The following is a 19,208-nucleotide window of genomic DNA, read 5'->3' as shown; positions in this document are numbered from 1 at the left end:
TCCCGACGGGGCTGCGGAGGGGCGGGGCTCAGGCGGTGTTTCCGCCGTTGGAGTCAAGCACGGCGCCGGTGATGTACGAGGCCGCGGGGCTGACCAGGAACGCGACGGCAGCGGCTGCCTCGGCGGGGTCGCTGACCCGTTGGATCGGCCCACCATACTTTTGGTGGACCGTACGGTCAACAATTGCTACGCTGGTCACATGGCCAGGCCACGACAGTTCGACGAGGAGCAGGTGATCCGCGCCGTCCGGGACCAGTTCTGGGACGCCGGCTACGCGGCGACCTCGCTGGAGGACCTCGTGCGCGTCAGCGGGCTGGGCAAGGGCAGCCTCTATGGCGCCTTCGGCGACAAACACCGACTGTTCCTGCGGGCGTTGCGGGAATACACCGACACCAGCGGCGGCTACCTGCGCGAGATGCTCACCTCCGCTCCCCGCGCCCTGGACGCGCTGCGCGCGTTCGTCGTGGCGCCGGTGAACGATCCGGGTGGAGCCGCCGCCCGGCGCGGCTGCCTCATGGCCAACAGCACGTACGAACTCGCCACCAGCGACCCCGACGTTCTCGCCGAGGCGAGGCGCACCTACGAGGCGACGACCAGCCTGGTCGCCGAGAGCGTGGGGCGGGCCCAGGACGAGGGTGACCTGCCGCGCGACGTCGACCCGGTCGAGACGGCGCGGGCGCTGCTCGCGGCACAGCAGGGCCTGGTGTTCATGGGACGGACGGGGCTGGACATCGGCACCCTGACCGCGACGGCCCGCACCCTCGCCGCCAAGCTCCTACCGGACGCCTGACACCACTCGACCAGGGGCAGCGCTTATTTGATCTTGCGGGTGGACCGGACCACGATGCTCTCGTACTCCGGGTGCTTGACCACCCAGTCGGCGAGGAACGGGCAGATCGGCACAACGGTCCGGCCCTTGCTCCGCGCGTCGTCCAGCACGGCCCGCGCCAGCGTCGACCCGAGGCCCTTGCCCTCGTACGCCGGATCGACCTCGGTGTGGGTGTAGGCGATGATCGAGCCGGTCAGCTGGTAGGTGACGAACCCGGCGACCGCGCCCGCCTCGTCGCGCGCCTCGAAACGCTCCCGCGCCGGCGCGTCTGTCACTGTGAACTGCACCCGACCATCCAACCACCCGGCCCGGCGGCGCTACCCGCGAGGCCGGCCGGGGACGCGACCCACGCGCATTGTCTCGGCCGAAACGGGAAACGCAACGCCGCCGGTCACCGGGAGACGCACCATCGCCGGGCACCACCGTGGGAGGAGACACGCCACCATGACGAACCCATCGACGGACGGCGGCTTCGCCGTCGTCGAGATGTTCACGTCCCAGGGCTGCAACAGTTGCCCTCCCGCGGAGGAGTTGCTCAGCGAGATCGAGCGCGACGCACGGGAACGGGGCCAGAACGTCTTCGCCCTCGGGTTCCACGTCGACTACTGGGACGACCTGGGCTGGCCCGACCAGTTCGCGGAGGCGACGTACACCGCGCGGCAGGAGGCGTACGCCCGCGCGCTCGGAACCCGAGGTCTGTACACCCCGCAGATGGTCGTCAACGGCACCGTCGAGTTCGTCGGTTCCGATCGCCGACGGGCGGCCGCCGCGATCATGTCCGCCATGGCCTCGACGGCCACGACGCCACTGGCGCTCTCCATCGCCAACCTCGGCAACGACCGGGTGATGGTGGACTACCGGACCGACCAGCCGCCGGAGCGCGCGGTGCTGCACGTGGCTGTCGTGGAACGGGATCTGACCAGCGAGATCGCCAGGGGTGAGAACGCCGGGCGGACGCTGCGGCAGGACAACGTCTTGCGCGCCTTCAGGTCGGTGGGCCTGGACGCCGAGCGGGGGCAGGTGGAAGTGGCGACACCGCCTGACCTCGATCCGCGGAGCGCGAGCGTGGTCGGCTACGTCCAGGAGAACGGCGAACGGGCGATCGTCGGCGCCACGGCCATCGAGCTGTCCACCGCGTAATCTCGGCGCATGCGGATGGTGCGCGGTGCGAGGAGGTTCGGTGGCTGACGCGGACGACGTACGCCGGGTGGCGCTGGCTCTGCCGCACACGGTGGAGATCGCCAGTGACGGCTTCGACTTCCGGGTGGCCGACAAGGGCTTCGTCTGGTCCTATCCGGAGCGGATACCGGGCAAGCCGCGGGTGATCCGGCTCGACGTCGCGGTGCTGTTCGTCGGCGACGAGGCCGAGAAACAGGCTCTCCTTCTCGGGGAGCCCGAGGTCTTCTTCACCACGCCCGGTTACGACGGTCTACCCCTGGTGCTGCTGCGCCTGGCGGCGGTCGACCTGGACCGGCTGACCGAGCTGGTGACCGACGCGTGGCGGATGCGCGTTCCGGACTCGCTGGTGAGCGACCGTGCGGGTGAACCGCTGGGCGACCGTGCGAGCGCCGGCAAATAGCGACATCAGCACGCAACGGGTTGGACACATTGACGGGGATCTCGGTACTCGATTACCGTTGGCCGAGAGAGCGCTCTCTCACCTGACCTTCCCCCCAATTCAGACGCATAGCGCTGGACCCGGCAAGGGCCGCACCCGGCGCGCGCGATGGAGGCACGATGAAACCTCCCGTCCCCCACCGCCGATGGGCCCTGGCCGCCGCCACCGCGCTGGCCCTGGTCGTCGGCGGCCTCGCCATCCCCGTCACCCCCGCGGCCGAAGCCGCACCCGTCGGCGCCGGCAGCTACACCACCACCCCGGTCGGCCCGCTCCCCAGCGGCTGCGGCGCGATGTCCAGCAACCCCCGGCAGTTCGCCACCGCCAACGCGCCCGCCGGGCCGATCCCCACCAACGACTGGTGGTCCTCACTGCTGTGGAAGCGCACCGACTGCTCCTTCAGTGAGCCGCTGCACGCCCACCCGATCTCGTACGACACCTTCGGCGACGGGCTCGGCTTCTCCGCCAACTCCACGCCCGCCATCAGCGGCACCGCCACCGGTGTCGGTGAGTTCCACTACCCGTACGTGCAGGACATCCGGGTCGGTGTGGCCGGGCTCAGCGCACCCCTGGTGAAGGTCGACGGCTGGACGGACTGGACGGTCAGCCCGCACTGGAGCGACGGCACGCGCACCATGCGCGCGACCATCGGCCACGGTCTGCCCTTTGCGTACTTCCAGACCACCGGCGGGAACGCGCAGATCAGCACCGCCGGCACCCCCGACGTCTGGTCCAACAGTGGCGCCACCATCGGCTTCCGGGTCAACGGCCACGACTATGTCGGGTTCGCGCCCAGCGGCGCCAGCTGGACCGTGGCGTCCGGTCGGATCTCGTCCACCCTGGCCGGTCGCGGCTACTTCTCCGTCGCCCTGCTGCCGCCGACGTCCAGCGCGACCGACCGCGCCGCGCTGGCCGCGACCTACGGTCAGTACGCGCACGCCCACGTGACCGGCACCCAGGTCTCGTACGCCTACAACCCCGCGACCAGCGGCCTGACCACCACGTACGCGTTCACCACGACCGCCCGGGAGGGCACCGCCACGCAGACAGTGGTCAGCCTCTACCCACACCAGTGGAAGTCGCTGAGCGGTTCCACAGCGATCACGCCGACCTACCCGTCGGCGCGTGGCCGGATGAAGGTGCTCACCGGCGTCAACCAGTTCCGCACCGCCATGAAGTTCCAGGGCATCCTGCCGGAGCTGCCGGCCGTCGGTGACGGCAGCGGTGGCGACCTGTCGACGCTCACCGGGCACCTGACCGCCACCCGCGCCAACCCGATGGACCAACGCGGCAACGACACCTACTGGACCGGCAAGGGGCTCGGCCGGGCCGCGAGGATCGCCGAGATCGCCGACCAGGTCAACGACACCACGACGCGCGACAGCGCGCTGAACGCGATCCGTAGCACGCTCACCGACTGGTTCACCGCGTCCAGCGGCAAGACCAGCCGGGTCTTCTACTACGACAACAACTGGGGCACCCTGATCGGCTACCCGGCGTCGTACGGGTCGGACCAGGAGCTCAACGACCACCACTTCCACTACGGCTACTACATCGCCGCCGCGGCGACGCTGGCGAAGTTCGACCCGGCCTGGGCGGCCACCAGCCGCTACGGCGGCATGGTCGACCTGCTGATCCGGGACGCCAACAACTACCGCCGTGGCGACACCCAGTTCCCGTACCTGCGCGACTTCGACATCTACGCCGGGCACGACTGGGCGTCCGGGCACGGCTCGTTCGGCTCCGGCAACAACCAGGAGTCCTCGTCGGAGGGGATGAACTTCGCGAGCGCCCTCATCCAGTGGGGGCAGACGACGGGCAACACCGCCGTCCGCGACGCCGGCGTCTTCCTCTACACCACCCAGGCCGCCGCCATTCAGGAGTACTGGTTCGACGTCAGCGACCAGAACTTCCCCGCCGCCTTCGGGCACTCGACGGTCGGCATGGTCTGGGGTGACGGTGGCGCGTACGCCACCTGGTTCAGCGGCGAGCCGGAGATGATCCAGGGCATCAACCTGCTGCCGGTCACCGGTGGACACCTCTACCTCGGCAACAACCCGGCGTACGTGCGGACCAACTACGCCGAACTGGTCCGCAACAACGGTGGGCAACCGACGGTGTGGCAGGACATCCTCTGGCAGTTCCAGGCCCTCGGCGATCCCGACGCGGCGCTGGCGAACCTCCGCGCGAACCCGGGCTACACCCCGGAGGAGGGCGAGAGTCGGGCACACACGTTCCACTGGATCCGTAACCTCGCCGCCCTCGGCAATGTCGACACGACGGTGACCGGAAACCATCCGCTGTCCGCCGTCTTCTCCCGCAACGGGGCCCGCACCTACGTGGCGTCGAACCCGACGGCGACGCCGATCACCGTGACGTTCTCCAACGGCACCACGCTCAGCGTGGGAGCCGGCAAGACGGCCACCACCGGGGCGTACACCTGGAGTGGTGGCAACGCGGCTGGCGGTGTCCCTCCGACGACGCCGACGGACCCGCCGCCGACGACCGACCCACCGACGACCCCGGGCAACCCGACGCGGTACCTGCTGCCCGGGGGCGGGTTGGGCGCCGCCGGTAGCGCGGCCACGACGACGGTCGCGGCGGCGAACGGAAACCACGACGGTACGCCCACCAACGCCCAGGTCTTCACGGCGACCGGCCTCAACCTCGCCTACACCGGCGGCCAGACGGCGTTCGACCTGTTCGTGGACGCCGGGACGGCGGTCGGCAACGGCGTGCAGGTGCGGATCTCCTACGACCTCACCGGCAACGGCAGTTGGGAACGGGTGGAGACGCTGCGCTACTTCGCCACCGACCCGGTCACGGGCTACGAGCACTACACCCAGAACGCCGGCCTGTCCTCGGCCACCGGCACCCTGGGCGGGCTGAGCAACGGCACGGTCCGGGTGGAGGTCTGGTCGGCGATCGGCAACAACCCGACCACCGTGGGCATCGGCAACCAGTCGGTGCTGCGGCTTCCGTACTCCTGATCGACAGGTTCGCACACGACACGACCTCGGCCGGTGTGGAGGAGCAGGATCGCTCCTCCACACCGGCCGCACCGTGCGGTCAGTCAGTCGTGCTCAGGAGGCGGTGCAGGTGGGCGTGATGCCGGCCCCACTGCCAGTGCCCTGGAAGCCGAACTCGGTGACCTGACCCGCGCCGAGGCGGCCGTTGTAGTCCACGTTGGCGAACCGCACCGTGCCGGTCGAGCCACTGGCCGTCGCGCTCCAGGTGTTGGTGACGCTCGCACCACTGGCAAGGGTGACACCGACGTTCCACCCGCTCGTGCCGGCGGAGCCGGCGGTCACCTTCACGGTGGCCACGAACCCGCCGTTCCACGAGTTCAGTGACACCGACGCCGAGCAACCACCCGTTCCCGGCGGCGGGGTGGTGGGCGGGTCGGTCGGCGGGTCGGTCGGCGGGTCCGTGGGGATGGCGGGCCCGGCGTTGAGGGCGTTCAGAACGCTGGTGTACGCGGCCTTCTTGTTGCCGTTGCAGTCGAACAGCAGGGCGTTGTCCGATCCACGCCAGGAGTCGCAGTCGCGCACGCCCCAGGTGGTGATGCCGGTGCAGCGGGAGACGTTCATGCAGGCGCGGGTGACGGCGCCGTAGATGGTGGCCTGGTTGCCGCCGGTCATCACGTCCAGCTCGGTGATCTGCACATCCACACCGAGATCGGCGAACCGCTGCAGGTTGGCCTGGTAGTCACCGGCCAGCGAGGTGCCCAGGTGCGACTGGAAGCCCACGCAGTCGATCGGCACGCCACGAGACTTGAAGTCCCGCACCATGGTGTAGATCCCCGTCGACTTCGCGTTGATCCCGTCGGTGTTGTAGTCGTTGTAACACAGCTTCGCACCCGGATCCGCAGCCCGCGCCGCCCGGAACGCCGCCTCGATCCAGTCGTTGCCGGTGCGCTGCAGGTTCGAGTCCCGACGCCCACCGCCACCACCGTCGGCGAACGCCTCGTTCACCACGTCCCAGGCATAGATCTTGCCCCGGTAGTGCGTCGCCACCTGGGTGACATGGTTGATCGCCGCGTTGCGCAACGCGCTGCCCGACATGCCCTGCGCCCAGCCCGGCTGCTGTGCGTGCCACAACAACGTGTGACCCCGCACGCTCATGCCGTTGGCCTGCGCGTGACTGACCAGACGATCACCACCGGTGTAGCTGAACCGACCCTGTTGCGGCTCGGTGGCGTCCCACTTCATCTCGTTCTCGGCCACGACACTGTTGAACTCACGGTTCAGAATCGTCGTGTACACGCTGGTGGACAGCTTGCCCGTCGCGACGGCCGCGCCGAAGTAGCGACCCTTCTCGGCCGCCGAGGCCCGGAGGGTCGTGCCGGCGCTGGCCGTGGAGGTCAGGGTCATCGTCATAGCGGCGGCGAGAGCGCCGGTGACGGCGACGGTCACCACCGCTCGCAAGGCTCTTCTGTGATTCATGCGGATTCCTTCTCTGTGGTGATGCAGCGATGGAGGCGCAGCGCCCGAATCTGCTCCTGCGACTGTGGCGACGGCAGCACCAGTCGCCGTCGCGGCAGCAGTGCGGGGAATCCTGAGCCGACGTCCGGCATGCCCTGGGCGGACGTCGCGCTCCGAGGGGCCACAGCAGGCTCGCCCGGTGAACCACAGGCGCGGCCGCCCTCAACCATCGACTGTGAGCGATAACATCCCGTTCGTCAAGTCGTCACCAACCGCGCCGAGCACGGCTCCGGCAGCACCCGTCACTGGAACGAGGCGTCGTCGACGAGGAGGCTGTCGGTGCCCTCGGCCGTCTCCACGTAGAAGGCGGCACTGGACAACGTGCCGCTCCACGACACGGTGGCGGTGCCGGTGAGCAGGGTCCAGCCGTTGACGTTCACCCCCACCGCCGGCGTCAGCTGGAGGTAGTTCGTCGTGCCGTTCACGGTGAGCGACAGTGTCGCCTTCGCCGCCGGGGTGCCGCTCTGCGCTCGTACCCAGACGTTTGTGGTGTAGCTCTTGCCGTTGGTGAGCTTGGCGGTCACGTCCTGACCGGGGCCGTTCCAGGCGCCGGTCCGGCCGGTGATCGACAGCGACCCGCTGCCGCCGTGCGCGACTGTGGTGTTCCTGGCAAGGGTGCCGCTGCCGTGCACACCCCAGCCCGTCGTGCCGTTCTCCACGTCGCCGTTGGTGAGCAGGTTGGTGGCGCTGCCGCCGCCGCTGAACTGCCACCAGTTGATGTTGAAAAGGTTGCCGCTGCCGCCGGGGAAGCGCAGGTAGAGATCATGGGTGCCGGTCGCTCCGCTGACCGCGCAGGTGCTGGTGGTCCAGGTCTGCCAGCCGCCGGTGCCGCCCACTGTGCAGGTGCCCACGGTCGGACCACTGGCACTGTCCAGGCGTACCTCGATCCGGCCGCCGCCGGTGGCCGACGCGACCCGGGCGCTGAACGAGGTGGCACCCGCGCCGAAGGCGACGCCCTTGACCTTGATGTAGTCGCCGTTCTCGATCCAACCGACGTTCATCCCGCCCTCGCTGGACGCCTCGGTCTCGATCCCCGAGCCCCACGCGATCGTCTCGGCCTCCTGCCGCACGTACGGGTTCAGAGTGCCCACCTGTGGGGCACCCGTGTTCGTCATCGTGATCGCTGGGAAGAGGCCACTGCTGGTGTAACTGAACTTCTCCACTGCGACCGAACGGGTGTAACCACCGCCGCCGGGCAGCGCCCCGTTGTGGTAGAAGAAATACGAACCACCCTGGAAATCGATCACACCCGCGTGATTGGTGAAGCTGGTGCCCTGCCGCGGCATGATCGTTCCCCGATAGGTCCACGGCCCCGTCGGTCCGGTCGCCGTGGAATACGCGATGAACTCCGAGCAACACTCCGCCGCGAACACGTTGTAGTACAACCCGTTGCGCTTGAACACCCACGGGCCCTCCTCGTACAGCGTGGGCCGACTCGCATTTCCGTTACGGGTACCGAACCCCGCCGTCGTGAGTGGAATGCGGGTCGCGCCGCCGGAGAAGGAAATCATGTCCGGGTTCAGCTTCACGTACCACAGGCCCGGGTTGCCCCAGTACAGATACGCCTGCCCGTCATCGTCGATGAACGCGTGCGGGTCGATTTCGTTGTTGCCGACCAGTGGTCGGCCGAGCGCGTCGCGGAACGGCCCGGTCGGGCTGTCGGCCACCCCGACGCCGATGACCATCTGCCCGTTGGAGCGCTGGCGCACCGGCGCGTACCAGTAGAACTTTCCGTTACGCGGGACGACCTGCCCGGCCCACGCGTTGGCGTCCGCCCACGCGAACGTCGCCAGACTCATCGGCGATCCGTGATCGGTCCAGTTCACCATGTCGGCGGACGAGTACACCCGCCACTCACGCATGGTGAAGTAGGTCGACCCGTCCTCGTCATGTCCGGTGTAGAGGTAGACCCGGCCGTTGTGCACCATCGGCGCCGGGTCGGCGGTGTAGATGTTCTGGACGATGGGGTTGTCGGCCCTGGCCGTACCCGGGACCAGTGCGAGGACGCAGGCCATGCTCGCCAGCCAGGCGATGGCGCGCCTGGTCCGGTGGCTGACCCGGGTTGCGGTTCGGTCTTTCACTGTCACGATTGCTCCTACAGAGAGTGCGCCGTGCGCGATGTCTGACTGGGCGAGCCCCCGCAGTGGCTGGCAGCCGATCGAAACGGGCTTTGCCGTTCCCGAGGCAGCGCGGCCGGTGGCCGTGTGAGCGCTAACAGCCTGTTCTTGAATACCCCCCTCCCCCATCTGAACTGGATTTATGTGAGGCGCGGGATGACCGTCGTAACCACATCGCAGCACTGATGTATCGACGTTGACATCGAAGGTTTACGATGCACGGTACTGAGCGGTCGGACGGGCGTCAACGGACGGAAGCTCACCGGCGCCTGTCACCCATGGTCACGATCCGGTGCTCGCTTACCCGGTGGATGTCCGTTTCGGACCATAGCTGCCACCTGGCCCGGCGGCAGCGGGCCAGGCCGTCGCAGGATGGGTCGACGAGGTGCCCCGGGGGTTGCGGGCGTGTTAACGACGAACTATGTTAGCGATCACATCGATGTGCCGCGATAAGCGCAGGGGTGGGCACCCGGCGTCCACGGCGACCCACGTCCCCCACCACACCGCACCCGGCGTCGACCCCATTGCCGCCGACCACCCACCGCCATCGATGGCGGCCCCGACGTACCCGGCCATCTGGAGGTTCCCCCATGCCACCACCCCCGCCCCTCAGCCGCCGCCACCTGCTCCAGGCCGCCGGAGCCACTGTGGTGGTCTCCGCGACCGGCGCCGCGATCTCCCCCGGGAGTGCGTACGCCGCCGTCGTGCCCCCGGCCCGGTCCGACATCGGCGTCTCGGCGTACGCATTCGACCCGGGTCAGGTACGACTCAGCTCCGGCCGTTGGATGGACAACCAGACCCGGACGCTCAACTACCTGCGGTTCGTCGACGTCGACAGAATGCTCTACAACTTCCGCGCCAACCACCGGCTGTCCACGAACGGGGCCGCCACCAACGGCGGCTGGGACGCGCCGAACTTCCCGTTCCGGACCCACATGCAGGGCCACTTCCTGAGCGCGTGGGCGTACGCGTACGCGGTGCTGGGCGACACGACCTGCCGGGACAAGGCCAACTACATGGTGGCCGAGTTGGCCAAGTGTCAGGCCAACAACTCCGCCGCCGGGTTCGGCGCGGGGTACCTTTCCGGCTTCCCGGAGTCCGACTTCACAGCGCTCGAGGCACGGACGCTGTCCAACGGCAACGTGCCCTACTACGGCATCCACAAGACCCTCGCCGGTCTGCTCGACGTCTGGCGCTACATCGGAAACACCCAGGCCCGTACGGTGCTGCTGGCCCTCGCCGGCTGGGTCGACACCCGGACGAGCCGACTGAGCTCCAGCCAGATGCAGTCGATGCTGGGCACCGAGTTCGGGGGCATGAACGACGTGCTCGCCGACATCTACCAGCAGACCGGCGACAGCCGGTGGCTCGCCACCGCGCAGCGGTTCGACCATGCCGCCGTGTTCGACCCGCTGGCGAACAACCAGGACCAGCTCAACGGCCGGCACGCCAACACGCAGGTGCCCAAGTGGATCGGCGCGGCCCGGGAGTTCAAGGCCACCGGGACCACCCGTTACCGGAGCATCGCCAGCAACGCGTGGAACATCACCGTCGGCGCGCACACCTACGTCATCGGCGGCAACAGCCAGGCGGAGCACTTCCGGCCGCCCAACGCGATCGCCGGCTACCTCAGCAACGACACCTGCGAGCAGTGCAACACGTTCAACATGCTCAAGCTGACCCGGGAGCTGTGGCTGCTCGACCCGAACCGGGCGGACTACTTCGACTTCTACGAGCGCGCGCTGATCAACCACCTGATCGGCGGGCAGAACCCGGCCGACAGCCACGGCCACATCACCTACTTCACCCCGCTGCGGCCGGGCGGACGTCGCGGTGTGGGCCCGGCGTGGGGTGGCGGCACCTGGAGCACCGACTACAACTCGTTCTGGTGTTGCCAGGGCACGGGCCTGGAGATCAACACGAGGTTGATGGACTCCATCTACTTCCACAACGGCACCACACTGAGCGTGAACCTGTTCACGCCGTCGGTGCTGAACTGGACGCAGCGCGGCATCACTGTCACCCAGACCACCAGCTTCCCGGTCAGTGACACCAGCACGCTGACCCTGTCCGGCTCGATGAGCGGGTCGTGGAGCATCCGGGTGCGGATCCCGTCCTGGACCAGCGGCGCGACGATCGCCGTCAACGGCACGGTGGAGAACGTGACCACCACACCGGGCAGCTACTCCACTGTCACGCGCACCTGGGCCGCGGGTGACACCATCACCGTGCGGCTGCCGATGCAGGTCGCCGTCAAGGCCACCAACGACAACGCCAACGTCGGCGCGGTCACCTACGGTCCCTCGGTGCTGGCCGGCAACTACGGCAACACGGCCCTGAGCACCCTGCCCACCCTCACCGTCTCCTCGATCACCCGGACCAGCACCAGCTCGCTCGCGTTCACCGCCAGCGCCAACGGGTCCACTGTCAACCTCGCCCCCTTCTACGACGCCCACGGCTACAACTACACGGTCTACTGGAACACCAGCGGCAGCGGCGGCCCGACCGGCAGCTACCGCCTGGTCAACGTCGGCACCGGTCTGGTCCTCGGTGTCCAAAACATGTCCACCGCCGACGGTGGTCTGGCCGTGCAGTGGAACGACAGCGGCACGGCGGACCACAACTGGGTGGTCATCACCGACGGCAACGCGGTCCGGTTCCGCAACGTCAACAGCGGCAAGGTTCTGGGCGTGGAGAACATGTCCACCGCGGACAACGCCCGGGTCCTGCAGTGGGCCGACAACGGCACCGCCGATCACCGGTGGATCCTCGTGGACAACGGCGACGGCACCTACAAGATCCGCAACGTCAACAGCAACAAGCTGCTCGGAATCCTGAACGGGTCGGCCGCCTGGGGAGCGCAGGCCGTGCAGGATCCGGACAACGGCAGCGCGGACAACCGGTGGAGGCTGGTCCGCAACGCCTGATCTCCACCCCGCTCGACGGGCTCACCGGCGCGGTCACCCGAAGGCCGCGTCGGTGACGCCGAGCGGGCGCCCGCCAGCGGTCGTACAGTGGGGAGGGTCCTGGCCCCAGTGAACGTGGCGGACGTGTCGGCTCGTGCCGCTTCCGCCCGGAAGGAGCACAGTGAACCGCCCCCTCCGCACCACGCTCGGCGGCGCGTTGACCGCCGCCATGCTGGCCACCGTCGCCGTCGCGCCGGCGCAGGCGCACCCCGCAGGGCGGCCGCCGGCCGTCCTCGCCCTCCCCGACGGGTTCCAGCCCGAGGGCATCGCCACCGCCGGCCGATACGCCTACTTCGGTTCCCGCGCCACCGGTGCCATCCAGCGCGTCGACCTGGTCACCGGCCGGGGCACGATGATCGGCGCGGCCACCGGCACGCCGTCGCTCGGCCTCAAGGTCGACAGGCGTGGCCGGCTCTTCGTCTCCGGTGGCACGGCCGGCGACGCCCGCGTGCTCGACACCCGCACCGGCGAGGTGCTGGCCCGCTACCAGTTCGCCACCGCGCCGACGTTCGTCAACGACGTCGTGCTGACCCGCGACGCGGCATACTTCACCGACTCGAACCGGCCGGTTCTCTACCGGCTGCCGCTCGGTCGCGGCGGGGCGCTGCCGCCCGCCGACGCGTTCACCACGATCACGCTGACCGGCGCGTACGAGCAGGTCGGCACCGGGGTGAACCTCAACGGCATCGCCACCACGCCGGACGGTCGGGCGCTGATCGTCGTCCAGTCCACCACCGGCACGCTGTACCGGGTCGACCCGGCGACCGGCGCGAGCACCGTCGTGGACGTGCCGGGCCACACCTTCACCAACGGCGATGGACTGTTGCTGCTCGGCCGCACCCTCTACGTCGTGCAGAACCGCCTCAACCAGATCGCGGTGGTCCGGCTGAACCACGCCGGTACCGCCGGAGCGCTCACCGGCACCATCACCGATCCGAACTTCGACGTGCCCACCACAGTGGCCAAGGCGCTGGGCCGGCTCTACCTGCCCAACGCCCGGTTCACCACGCCGCCGACCCCCACCACGCCGTACACGGTCGTCGCGGTCCGCGCTTACTGAGCGACACCCGAGGGGGTACGCGCCGCGCGCGTACCCCCCTCGGCCCACCGCTCTGGCTCGCCATCGCCGACTCGGCCGCCAGTAGGATCACTCGCACCTCGGCGATGACTGTCGCCTCGTGCACCCCGGAGTCCGTGTGGCCGCCCGTCAGTACCGTTTCCTGCGCCGAGCCCTGGCGGTGGGCTGCCTACTCGCCGCTGCCGCACTCCCGGCCAACCGGCCGACCACGTCGCCGTTCGCCGGGGACGCCGCGCAGCCCACCGTCCTACGGATGCTCCAGCTGAACCTCTGCAACAGTGGCCGCGCCGGCTGCTACACCGGCCGAGCGATGGCCAGAGCCGCCGAGGTGATCACCATCGAGGCACCCGACCTGGTCACCCTCAACGAGATCTGCGAGCCTGACGTGTCCGCCCTGCGCGGCGTGTTTCAGGCCGTTCACCCTGGGCGGACCGTCGTGGCCGCGTTCCAGGCCGCCGGCGACCGTCCGAGCGGCGACGACACCCGCTGCCGCAACGGCCATCGGTTCGGCATCGGGCTGCTGACCCATGTGCGGACGCCGGCCACCCCGAACACCGTGTACGCCGGAACCCACCCGACGCAGGACCTCGCGGACCCCGAGGAACGAGCCTGGCTCTGCGTCGACGTCGACGGCGCCCTGCTCGCCTGCACCACGCACCTGTCGGCCACCGGCTACCGAATCGCGCTCACCCAGTGCGACCACCTGGTCGACACCATCCTGCCGACGATCAGCCGTAACGCCGGGTACGAGCCCACCGTGCTGGCCGGCGATCTCAACCTGCGCGCCGGCCACGACCCCGACGTGCGGTCCTGCACTCCGCCGGGCCATCAGCGGATCGACGACGGCCGACTGCAGCACGTCACGGCCACCACCGACGTCACGCTCTGCTGTCGCAGCCTGGTGCCCATGCACGGGGCGACCGACCACCCCGGGCTGCTGGCCACCCTCACCATCGATCGCAGTCGACCCGGCCGGCGGCCGGCCTGATCCGCCTCCCTACCGGGGCACGGAGGCGGTCGGCTCCACGAGGCGGCCAGCAACGCGGCACGGGCCGGCCGCACGGCGTCAGCGCGGCGGCGTGTCCCGGCGCGACGGGAACGGAGTGCCGGGCTGGCCGAGGGTGGAGCGAGCGCGCAACCCGACCGGGTCGGGAGCAGCGGTGGGTGCCGGGGCCGGCGGCTCCGAGAGCCGTCGCCCGTCCAGGTACGCGGCGGCGGCCCGGTCGTCGTCGGTCGGAGCGGCGAGCAGCGCGTAGAGCAGACCAACCACCCCGAAGATCACCGCCAGCACGATCGGCACCAGCAGGGTGCTCACCCCGGCGCCGGTCACCTCACCCGCCCGTTCGTGGCGGTGCACCGACAGCGCGCTCATGCCGGTGAAGTGCATCCCGTTGACGGCGATCCCCATGACCAGCGCGGAGGCGAAGATCGCCAACCCCCGGCGGACGGTCATCGCGAGCCACAGCGCGACGGTGGACGCCACCACGGCGATGACCACCGAGAGCACGACCCGGAGCGTGTCGTAGCCGAGGCTGCCGTTGAGGCGCATGGCGGCCATGCCGGTGTAGTGCATGGAGGCCACGCCGGCGCCGGTGAAGACACCGCCGGCGATCAGTCGTACGGCATTCAGCCGGCCGGTGCCCACGATGGCCAGGCCGATACCGACCGCCACCACGGCGATGGCCGTGCTGGCCACGGTCAGCGGCACGTCGTAGCGGATCCGGGTGTTCTCGACGGCGAAGCCGAGCATGGCCATGAAGTGCATCGCCCAGATGGCGGTGCCGCCCAGCGCCCAGGCCGACAGCAGACCCCACCACGCCCGCTGACCGTTCGTCCGGGCCGTACGGATGCGCCCGGCGCAGACCAGACCGAGGATCGAACCGAGCACGGACAGCGCGTAACTCAGCGCGGGCGTGATCCACCCGTACTCAAAGTGATTGATCTCCGCCACGGCGGCTTTCTCCCCATTCGTTACCGACGCGTCAACAAGACGCCTCGGCAATGATCAGGGGTGCTGTGATCAGGCGCAACAGTGCCCCCCGGGCTATCCGAGGGGTGCGGTCGCGGTGACCGTCCGCTGCGTCGATTCGCCGACGATAATGACTGAGCGTGATTGTCAGGCTGACGTGTGGTACGCGAGAACGCCCCGATTGACGGCCGCTATAGCCTGTCGAGCGGTGGACCGCAGCTCCGTTGTGGCACCGCCGGAGTCGGCAATCTGACCCAGCAGGTCGACGACCTGTCGGGCCCACCGGACGAAGTCACCAGCGGGCATCTCACCATCGATCTCGTGCCCGCTGCCGAGCACCTTGGCCAGCGCCTCGCCCCGGGCCCACCGGTAGACGGGCCAGGCGAAACCGAGATCCGGCTCCCGGGTCGCGGACAGCCCCCGCGCCGCCTCGTCGGCCTCGATCTCCCCCCACAGCTTCAGCGTCTCGTCCACCGCGTCGGCCACCGGCCCGCGCGGCAGCGACGCCCGCTCGTCGACATCGCGGCGCGCCTCGAACACCACCACGGACACCGCGGCTGCCAACTCGGCCGGGGACAACCCGTTCCACACCCCCCGGCGCAGGCACTCGGCGACCAGCAGGTCCGCCTCGGTCCAGATCCGGCCCAGCATCCGACCGGCGTCGGTGACCGCGCCGTCGCGGGCGAGGTAGCCACGCTCGGTCAACAGCGCCACGATCCGGTCGAACGTCCGCGCGAGGGAGCCCGTACGACCACTGACGCGCTCACGCAGCTCCTCGGTGTCGCGCTCCAACCGCCGACGCCGCTCCGCCCAGCGGGCGTGCTCCTCCCGCTCGGGGCAGGCGTGGCAGGGGTGGTTGCGAAGCTCGGTGCGGAGCTGGCTGATCCGGTGGTCCTCGCCGGTCACCTCTCGGGAACGGCCCCCACGTCGGCCACCGTGCCGGTCCAGGCCGGTGCCGCTGACCTCGGCGGCGAGATCCCGCCGGGCGCCCGGGGACCGGTGGTTGAAGTGCTTGGGCACCCGGATGCGGGCCAACACCTCGGCCGGAGTGGTGAAGTCGCCGGGGCTGACCCGCCCGGCCCAACGATCCTGGGTGAGCACCAGTGGCCGGGGCTCACCGAACCCGCCGGTCGCCGGGTCCAGCACCACGGCAAGCCCGGCCCGCCGGCCCGCCGGCACCCGGATCACGTCGCCCACCCGAAGCCGCTCCAACGAGGCCACCGCGGCGGCCTTGCGCTGGGTCTGCCCCTGCCGGGCGATCGCCTTCTCCCGGTCGGCGATCGCCACCCGCAGAGCGAAGTACTCGTCGAAGTCGCCGTGGTGGCAGGCGGCCTCCGCGCCGTACGCCTCGATGGTCTCGGTGTTGCGCTGCACCTGCCGGGCCAGGCCGACCACCGACCGGTCCGCCTGGAACTGGGCGAACGAGGACTCCAGCAGGGCTCGGGCCGGCTCCGCGCCGACAGTGCCGACCAGGTTCACCGCCATGTTGTACGACGGCCGGAAGCTGGAGCGCAGCGGGTAGGTGCGGGTGGACGCGAGCCCGGCCACCTGCCGCGGGTCGGTCTCCGGGGACCACACCACGACGGCGTGCCCCTCCACGTCGATGCCTCGGCGGCCGGCGCGCCCGGTGAGCTGGGTGTACTCCCCCGGGGTCAGGTCGACGTGCGCCTCGCCGTTGTACTTGACCAGCCGTTCCAGCACCACGCACCGGGCCGGCATGTTGATGCCCAACGCCAGCGTCTCGGTGGCGAAGACCGCCTTGACCAGGCCCCGGACGAACAGCTCCTCGACGATCTCCTTGAACACCGGCAGCATGCCGGCGTGGTGGGCGGCCAGGCCGCGTTCCAGACCGTCCAGCCACTCCCAGTAGCCCAGGACCGACAGGTCCTCGCCGGGGATGGCGGTGACCCGGGACTCGACGACCCGGCGAATCTCGGCCCGCTCCTCCGCCGAGGTGAGCCGCAGCCCGGCGGCGAGACACTGCTGCACCGCGGCGGCGCAACCGGCCCGGCTGAAGATGAACAGGATCGCCGGCAGCAGACCCTCCCGGTCCAGCCGGTCGACGATGTCCGGGCGCAACGGGCCACGCCAGCGCGGGCCACGCCGGCCGGCGCCAGGCCCCGCGCTGCGCCCCTCGCCCAACTCCAGCCGCCGCGCGGTCTCCCGGGTGTAGCGCAGCAACTCCGGGTGCACGTCGTGCTTGCGGGCGGCGTCGGCGTCGTGGAACAGGTCGAACATCCGCTTGCCGACCAGCATGTGCTGCCACAACGGCACCGGCCGGTGCTCGCTGACCACCACTGCGGTCTCGCCGCGTACGGTGACCAGCCAGTCGGCGAACTCCTCGGCGTTGGAGACGGTCGCCGACAACGAGATCAGGGTGACCGAGGCGGGCAGGTGAATGATCACCTCTTCCCACACCCCACCACGGAACCGGTCGGCCAGGTAGTGCACCTCGTCCATCACCACGTACGCGAGGCCCTGGAGGGTGCTGGAGCCCGCGTAGAGCATGTTGCGCAGCACCTCGGTGGTCATCACCACCACCGGCGCGTCGCCGTTGATCGCGTTGTCGCCGGTCAGCAGGCCGACCTGCTCGGCGCCGTACCGGGCGACCAGATCGTGGTACTTCTGGTTGGACAACGCCTTGATCGGCGTGGTGTAGAAGCACTTGCGCCGCATCGGCGGGGTTGTCGCGTCGACGGCGGGCACCGGATCGTCGGGCCGCCCCCGCAACGCCAGGTGGACGGCGAACTCGCCGACCACCGTCTTACCGGCGCCGGTGGGAGCGCAGACCAGCACACCACTGCCCCGCTCCAGCGACTGACACGCCTCCCGCTGGAAGTCGTCGAGGTCGAACCCCAAATCGAGGGCGAACTCGTCCAACGCCGGAAACTGTGCGGCTTGTGCGGCCTTGCGGCGCGCCGCTGCGTACCGCTCGGCGGGGCTCGACATGCCACCAAGATTAGTGCGTGCCGAGTCACGTCACCCCACAAGGCCGTCCGGAGGCGCGGTCGGGGGCGGTCGGTAGGGTGCACGGCGTGCCGGACCATGCCGAACCGCCCCAGACCAGTCCGCCAGGCACCGCCGAGGCGCCACCCGCCCGCCGGCCGTCCCGACGCCCTGTCAAGGCGGTGCTCTTCGACTTCCACGGCACCCTGGCCCAGGTGGAGGACCCCCAGCGGTGGGTGCTGGAGTCCGCGGCGGCGTGCGGCGTGACCCTGGACCGGGTCCGCGCCACCTCGCTGGCCGACCGACTGCTGACCGCCGGCCGCGCCGGCGGGCCACTGCCGGCGCGGGTGCCGCCCCGACTCGCCGAACTGTGGGCCGACCGGGACCTCTACGAACACGCCCACCGGGGCGCGTACACCGGGCTGGCCGAGACGGTCGACGCCGGCATCGAGGGCTTCGCCGACGCGCTCTACGAGCGGCTGCTGACCGCCGAGGGCTGGCTGCCGTACGCCGACACCGCCCCCACCCTCACCGCGCTGCGCGACGCCGGGGTGCCGGTGGCGGTGGTCAGCAACATCGGCTTCGACCTGCGGCCACACTTCGACACCTGGGGGCTGACCGACCTGGTCGGCGCGTTCGTGCTCTCGTACGAGGTGGGGCGCTGCAAACCCGACCCGGCGATCTTCTGGCGTGCCTGCGGCATGCTCGGCGTCGACCCGGAGCAGACCCTGATGGTCGGTGACACCCCGGCGGACGCGGGCGCGGTGGCCGCCGGCTGCTCGGTGCTGGTGCTCCCGGCAGCCGACCCGGGCCGGGAGAACGGGCTGGGCGCGGTGCTCGACCTCGCCCTGCCGGCCTGAACCCGCCGTGCTGTGCCGTCAGTCGGGAATGTGAATCACCGGTAGCCAGTTCGTGCCAGGAGTGCCGTTGCCTCTCACTGCGCTCTAGCGAGCACGCGATTGGCAGTCCCACCTTGCGGTGAGACGGTCCCGGTCTGACCCGCTGGCGCGGTGCCGAGTTGACGTTTCAATGCCACCAGCCCCGCGAGCGGGGTCTTGCGGTCGGCTCCACGTCCAGCCGCCGGGCCACTCCCGGCGGTTGTTGCCTCAGCCGCGAGCGCGGCCAGGTTGCAGGCGGCGTTGAGGTCCCGGTCGAGGACCAGGCCACACGATCCGCACTGGTATTCACGCTCGGACAGGGCGAG

15 protein-coding genes are annotated in these 19,208 nt (G+C 70.0%); 8 read left to right on the top strand and 7 right to left on the bottom strand.

From position 1 onward, the window contains the following. Positions 1–28: 28 nt before the first annotated feature. Positions 29–199 carry an SDR family oxidoreductase gene (locus ABZS40_RS27205; protein WP_354946338.1) on the bottom strand — a complete coding sequence of 57 codons (171 nt, stop codon included), beginning with the start codon at positions 197–199 and terminating at the stop codon, positions 29–31. Here ABZS40_RS27205 and ABZS40_RS27200 point away from each other — a divergent pair, their 5' ends adjacent. Then, the gene (locus ABZS40_RS27200) at positions 200–790 is read left to right on the top strand and encodes a TetR/AcrR family transcriptional regulator (protein WP_354946337.1); all 591 of its coding nucleotides are present in this window, start codon (positions 200–202) and stop codon (positions 788–790) included. A 23-nt stretch (positions 791–813) separates the two neighbouring features. Here ABZS40_RS27200 and ABZS40_RS27195 read toward each other — a convergent pair whose 3' ends face one another. Next, on the bottom strand, positions 814–1,116 hold the full coding sequence (locus ABZS40_RS27195) for a GNAT family N-acetyltransferase (RefSeq protein WP_354946336.1): 303 nt from the start codon (positions 1,114–1,116) through the stop codon (positions 814–816). A gap of 157 nt (positions 1,117–1,273) precedes the next feature. Here ABZS40_RS27195 and ABZS40_RS27190 point away from each other — a divergent pair, with 157 nt between their 5' ends. From ABZS40_RS27190 to ABZS40_RS27180, 3 genes are all read left to right on the top strand, one after another. Next, a complete protein-coding gene (locus tag ABZS40_RS27190; protein WP_354946335.1) occupies positions 1,274–1,969 on the top strand; it encodes a DUF1223 domain-containing protein in 696 nt (231 codons plus the stop codon). Positions 1,970–2,009: 40 nt separating this feature from the next. Beyond that, entirely contained in the window at positions 2,010–2,408 is a 399-nt protein-coding gene (locus ABZS40_RS27185) for a hypothetical protein (protein WP_354946334.1), read from the top strand. Positions 2,409–2,566: 158 nt separating this feature from the next. After that, positions 2,567–5,434 carry a glycosyl hydrolase gene (locus tag ABZS40_RS27180; RefSeq protein ID WP_354946333.1) on the top strand — a complete coding sequence of 956 codons (2,868 nt, stop codon included), beginning with the start codon at positions 2,567–2,569 and terminating at the stop codon, positions 5,432–5,434. Between the two features lie 93 nt (positions 5,435–5,527). Here ABZS40_RS27180 and ABZS40_RS27175 read toward each other — a convergent pair whose 3' ends face one another. Together ABZS40_RS27175 and ABZS40_RS27170 are read right to left on the bottom strand one after the other, a co-directional pair. Further along, the gene (locus ABZS40_RS27175) at positions 5,528–6,889 is read right to left on the bottom strand and encodes an endo-1,4-beta-xylanase (protein ID WP_354946332.1); all 1,362 of its coding nucleotides are present in this window, start codon (positions 6,887–6,889) and stop codon (positions 5,528–5,530) included. Positions 6,890–7,170: 281 nt separating this feature from the next. Beyond that, on the bottom strand, positions 7,171–8,943 hold the full coding sequence (locus ABZS40_RS27170) for a family 43 glycosylhydrolase (protein ID WP_354946397.1): 1,773 nt from the start codon (positions 8,941–8,943) through the stop codon (positions 7,171–7,173). Positions 8,944–9,635: 692 nt separating this feature from the next. On the opposite strand from ABZS40_RS27170, the gene ABZS40_RS27165 reads away from it, so the two are divergent. From ABZS40_RS27165 to ABZS40_RS27155, 3 genes are all read left to right on the top strand, one after another. Next, positions 9,636–11,972, top strand: coding sequence for a beta-L-arabinofuranosidase domain-containing protein (locus ABZS40_RS27165; RefSeq protein WP_354946331.1), 2,337 nt, complete (start codon positions 9,636–9,638; stop codon positions 11,970–11,972). 160 nt (positions 11,973–12,132) lie between these two features. Continuing rightward, on the top strand, positions 12,133–13,071 hold the full coding sequence (locus tag ABZS40_RS27160) for a superoxide dismutase (RefSeq protein WP_354946330.1): 939 nt from the start codon (positions 12,133–12,135) through the stop codon (positions 13,069–13,071). A gap of 136 nt (positions 13,072–13,207) precedes the next feature. Next, a complete protein-coding gene (locus ABZS40_RS27155; protein WP_354946329.1) occupies positions 13,208–14,077 on the top strand; it encodes an endonuclease/exonuclease/phosphatase family protein in 870 nt (289 codons plus the stop codon). Positions 14,078–14,155: 78 nt separating this feature from the next. Here the strand turns inward: ABZS40_RS27155 and ABZS40_RS27150 are convergent, their stop codons facing one another. Next, positions 14,156–15,040, bottom strand: coding sequence for an MHYT domain-containing protein (locus ABZS40_RS27150; protein WP_354946328.1), 885 nt, complete (start codon positions 15,038–15,040; stop codon positions 14,156–14,158). 165 nt (positions 15,041–15,205) lie between these two features. Further along, positions 15,206–18,007, bottom strand: a complete 2,802-nt coding sequence (locus ABZS40_RS27145; RefSeq protein ID WP_354946327.1) for a DEAD/DEAH box helicase — start codon at positions 18,005–18,007, stop codon at positions 15,206–15,208. An 86-nt stretch (positions 18,008–18,093) separates the two neighbouring features. Between ABZS40_RS27145 and ABZS40_RS27140 the strand changes: the two genes are divergently transcribed. Continuing rightward, complete coding sequence (locus ABZS40_RS27140) at positions 18,094–18,864, top strand: HAD-IA family hydrolase (protein ID WP_354946326.1); 771 nt, start codon at positions 18,094–18,096, stop codon at positions 18,862–18,864. 74 nt (positions 18,865–18,938) lie between these two features. Here the strand turns inward: ABZS40_RS27140 and ABZS40_RS27135 are convergent. After that, positions 18,939–19,208, bottom strand: a 270-nt coding sequence (locus tag ABZS40_RS27135) for a zinc ribbon domain-containing protein (protein WP_354946325.1), incomplete at its 5' end; no start/stop codon positions are given.

The sequence above is a fragment of the Micromonospora sp. NPDC005324 genome (genome assembly GCF_040607155.1).
GTDB classification, from domain to species: domain Bacteria; phylum Actinomycetota; class Actinomycetes; order Mycobacteriales; family Micromonosporaceae; genus Micromonospora; species Micromonospora trifolii.
The sequence above is the reverse complement of the archived record's forward strand: the minus strand, read 5'-3'. Positions and strand labels throughout refer to the sequence as shown.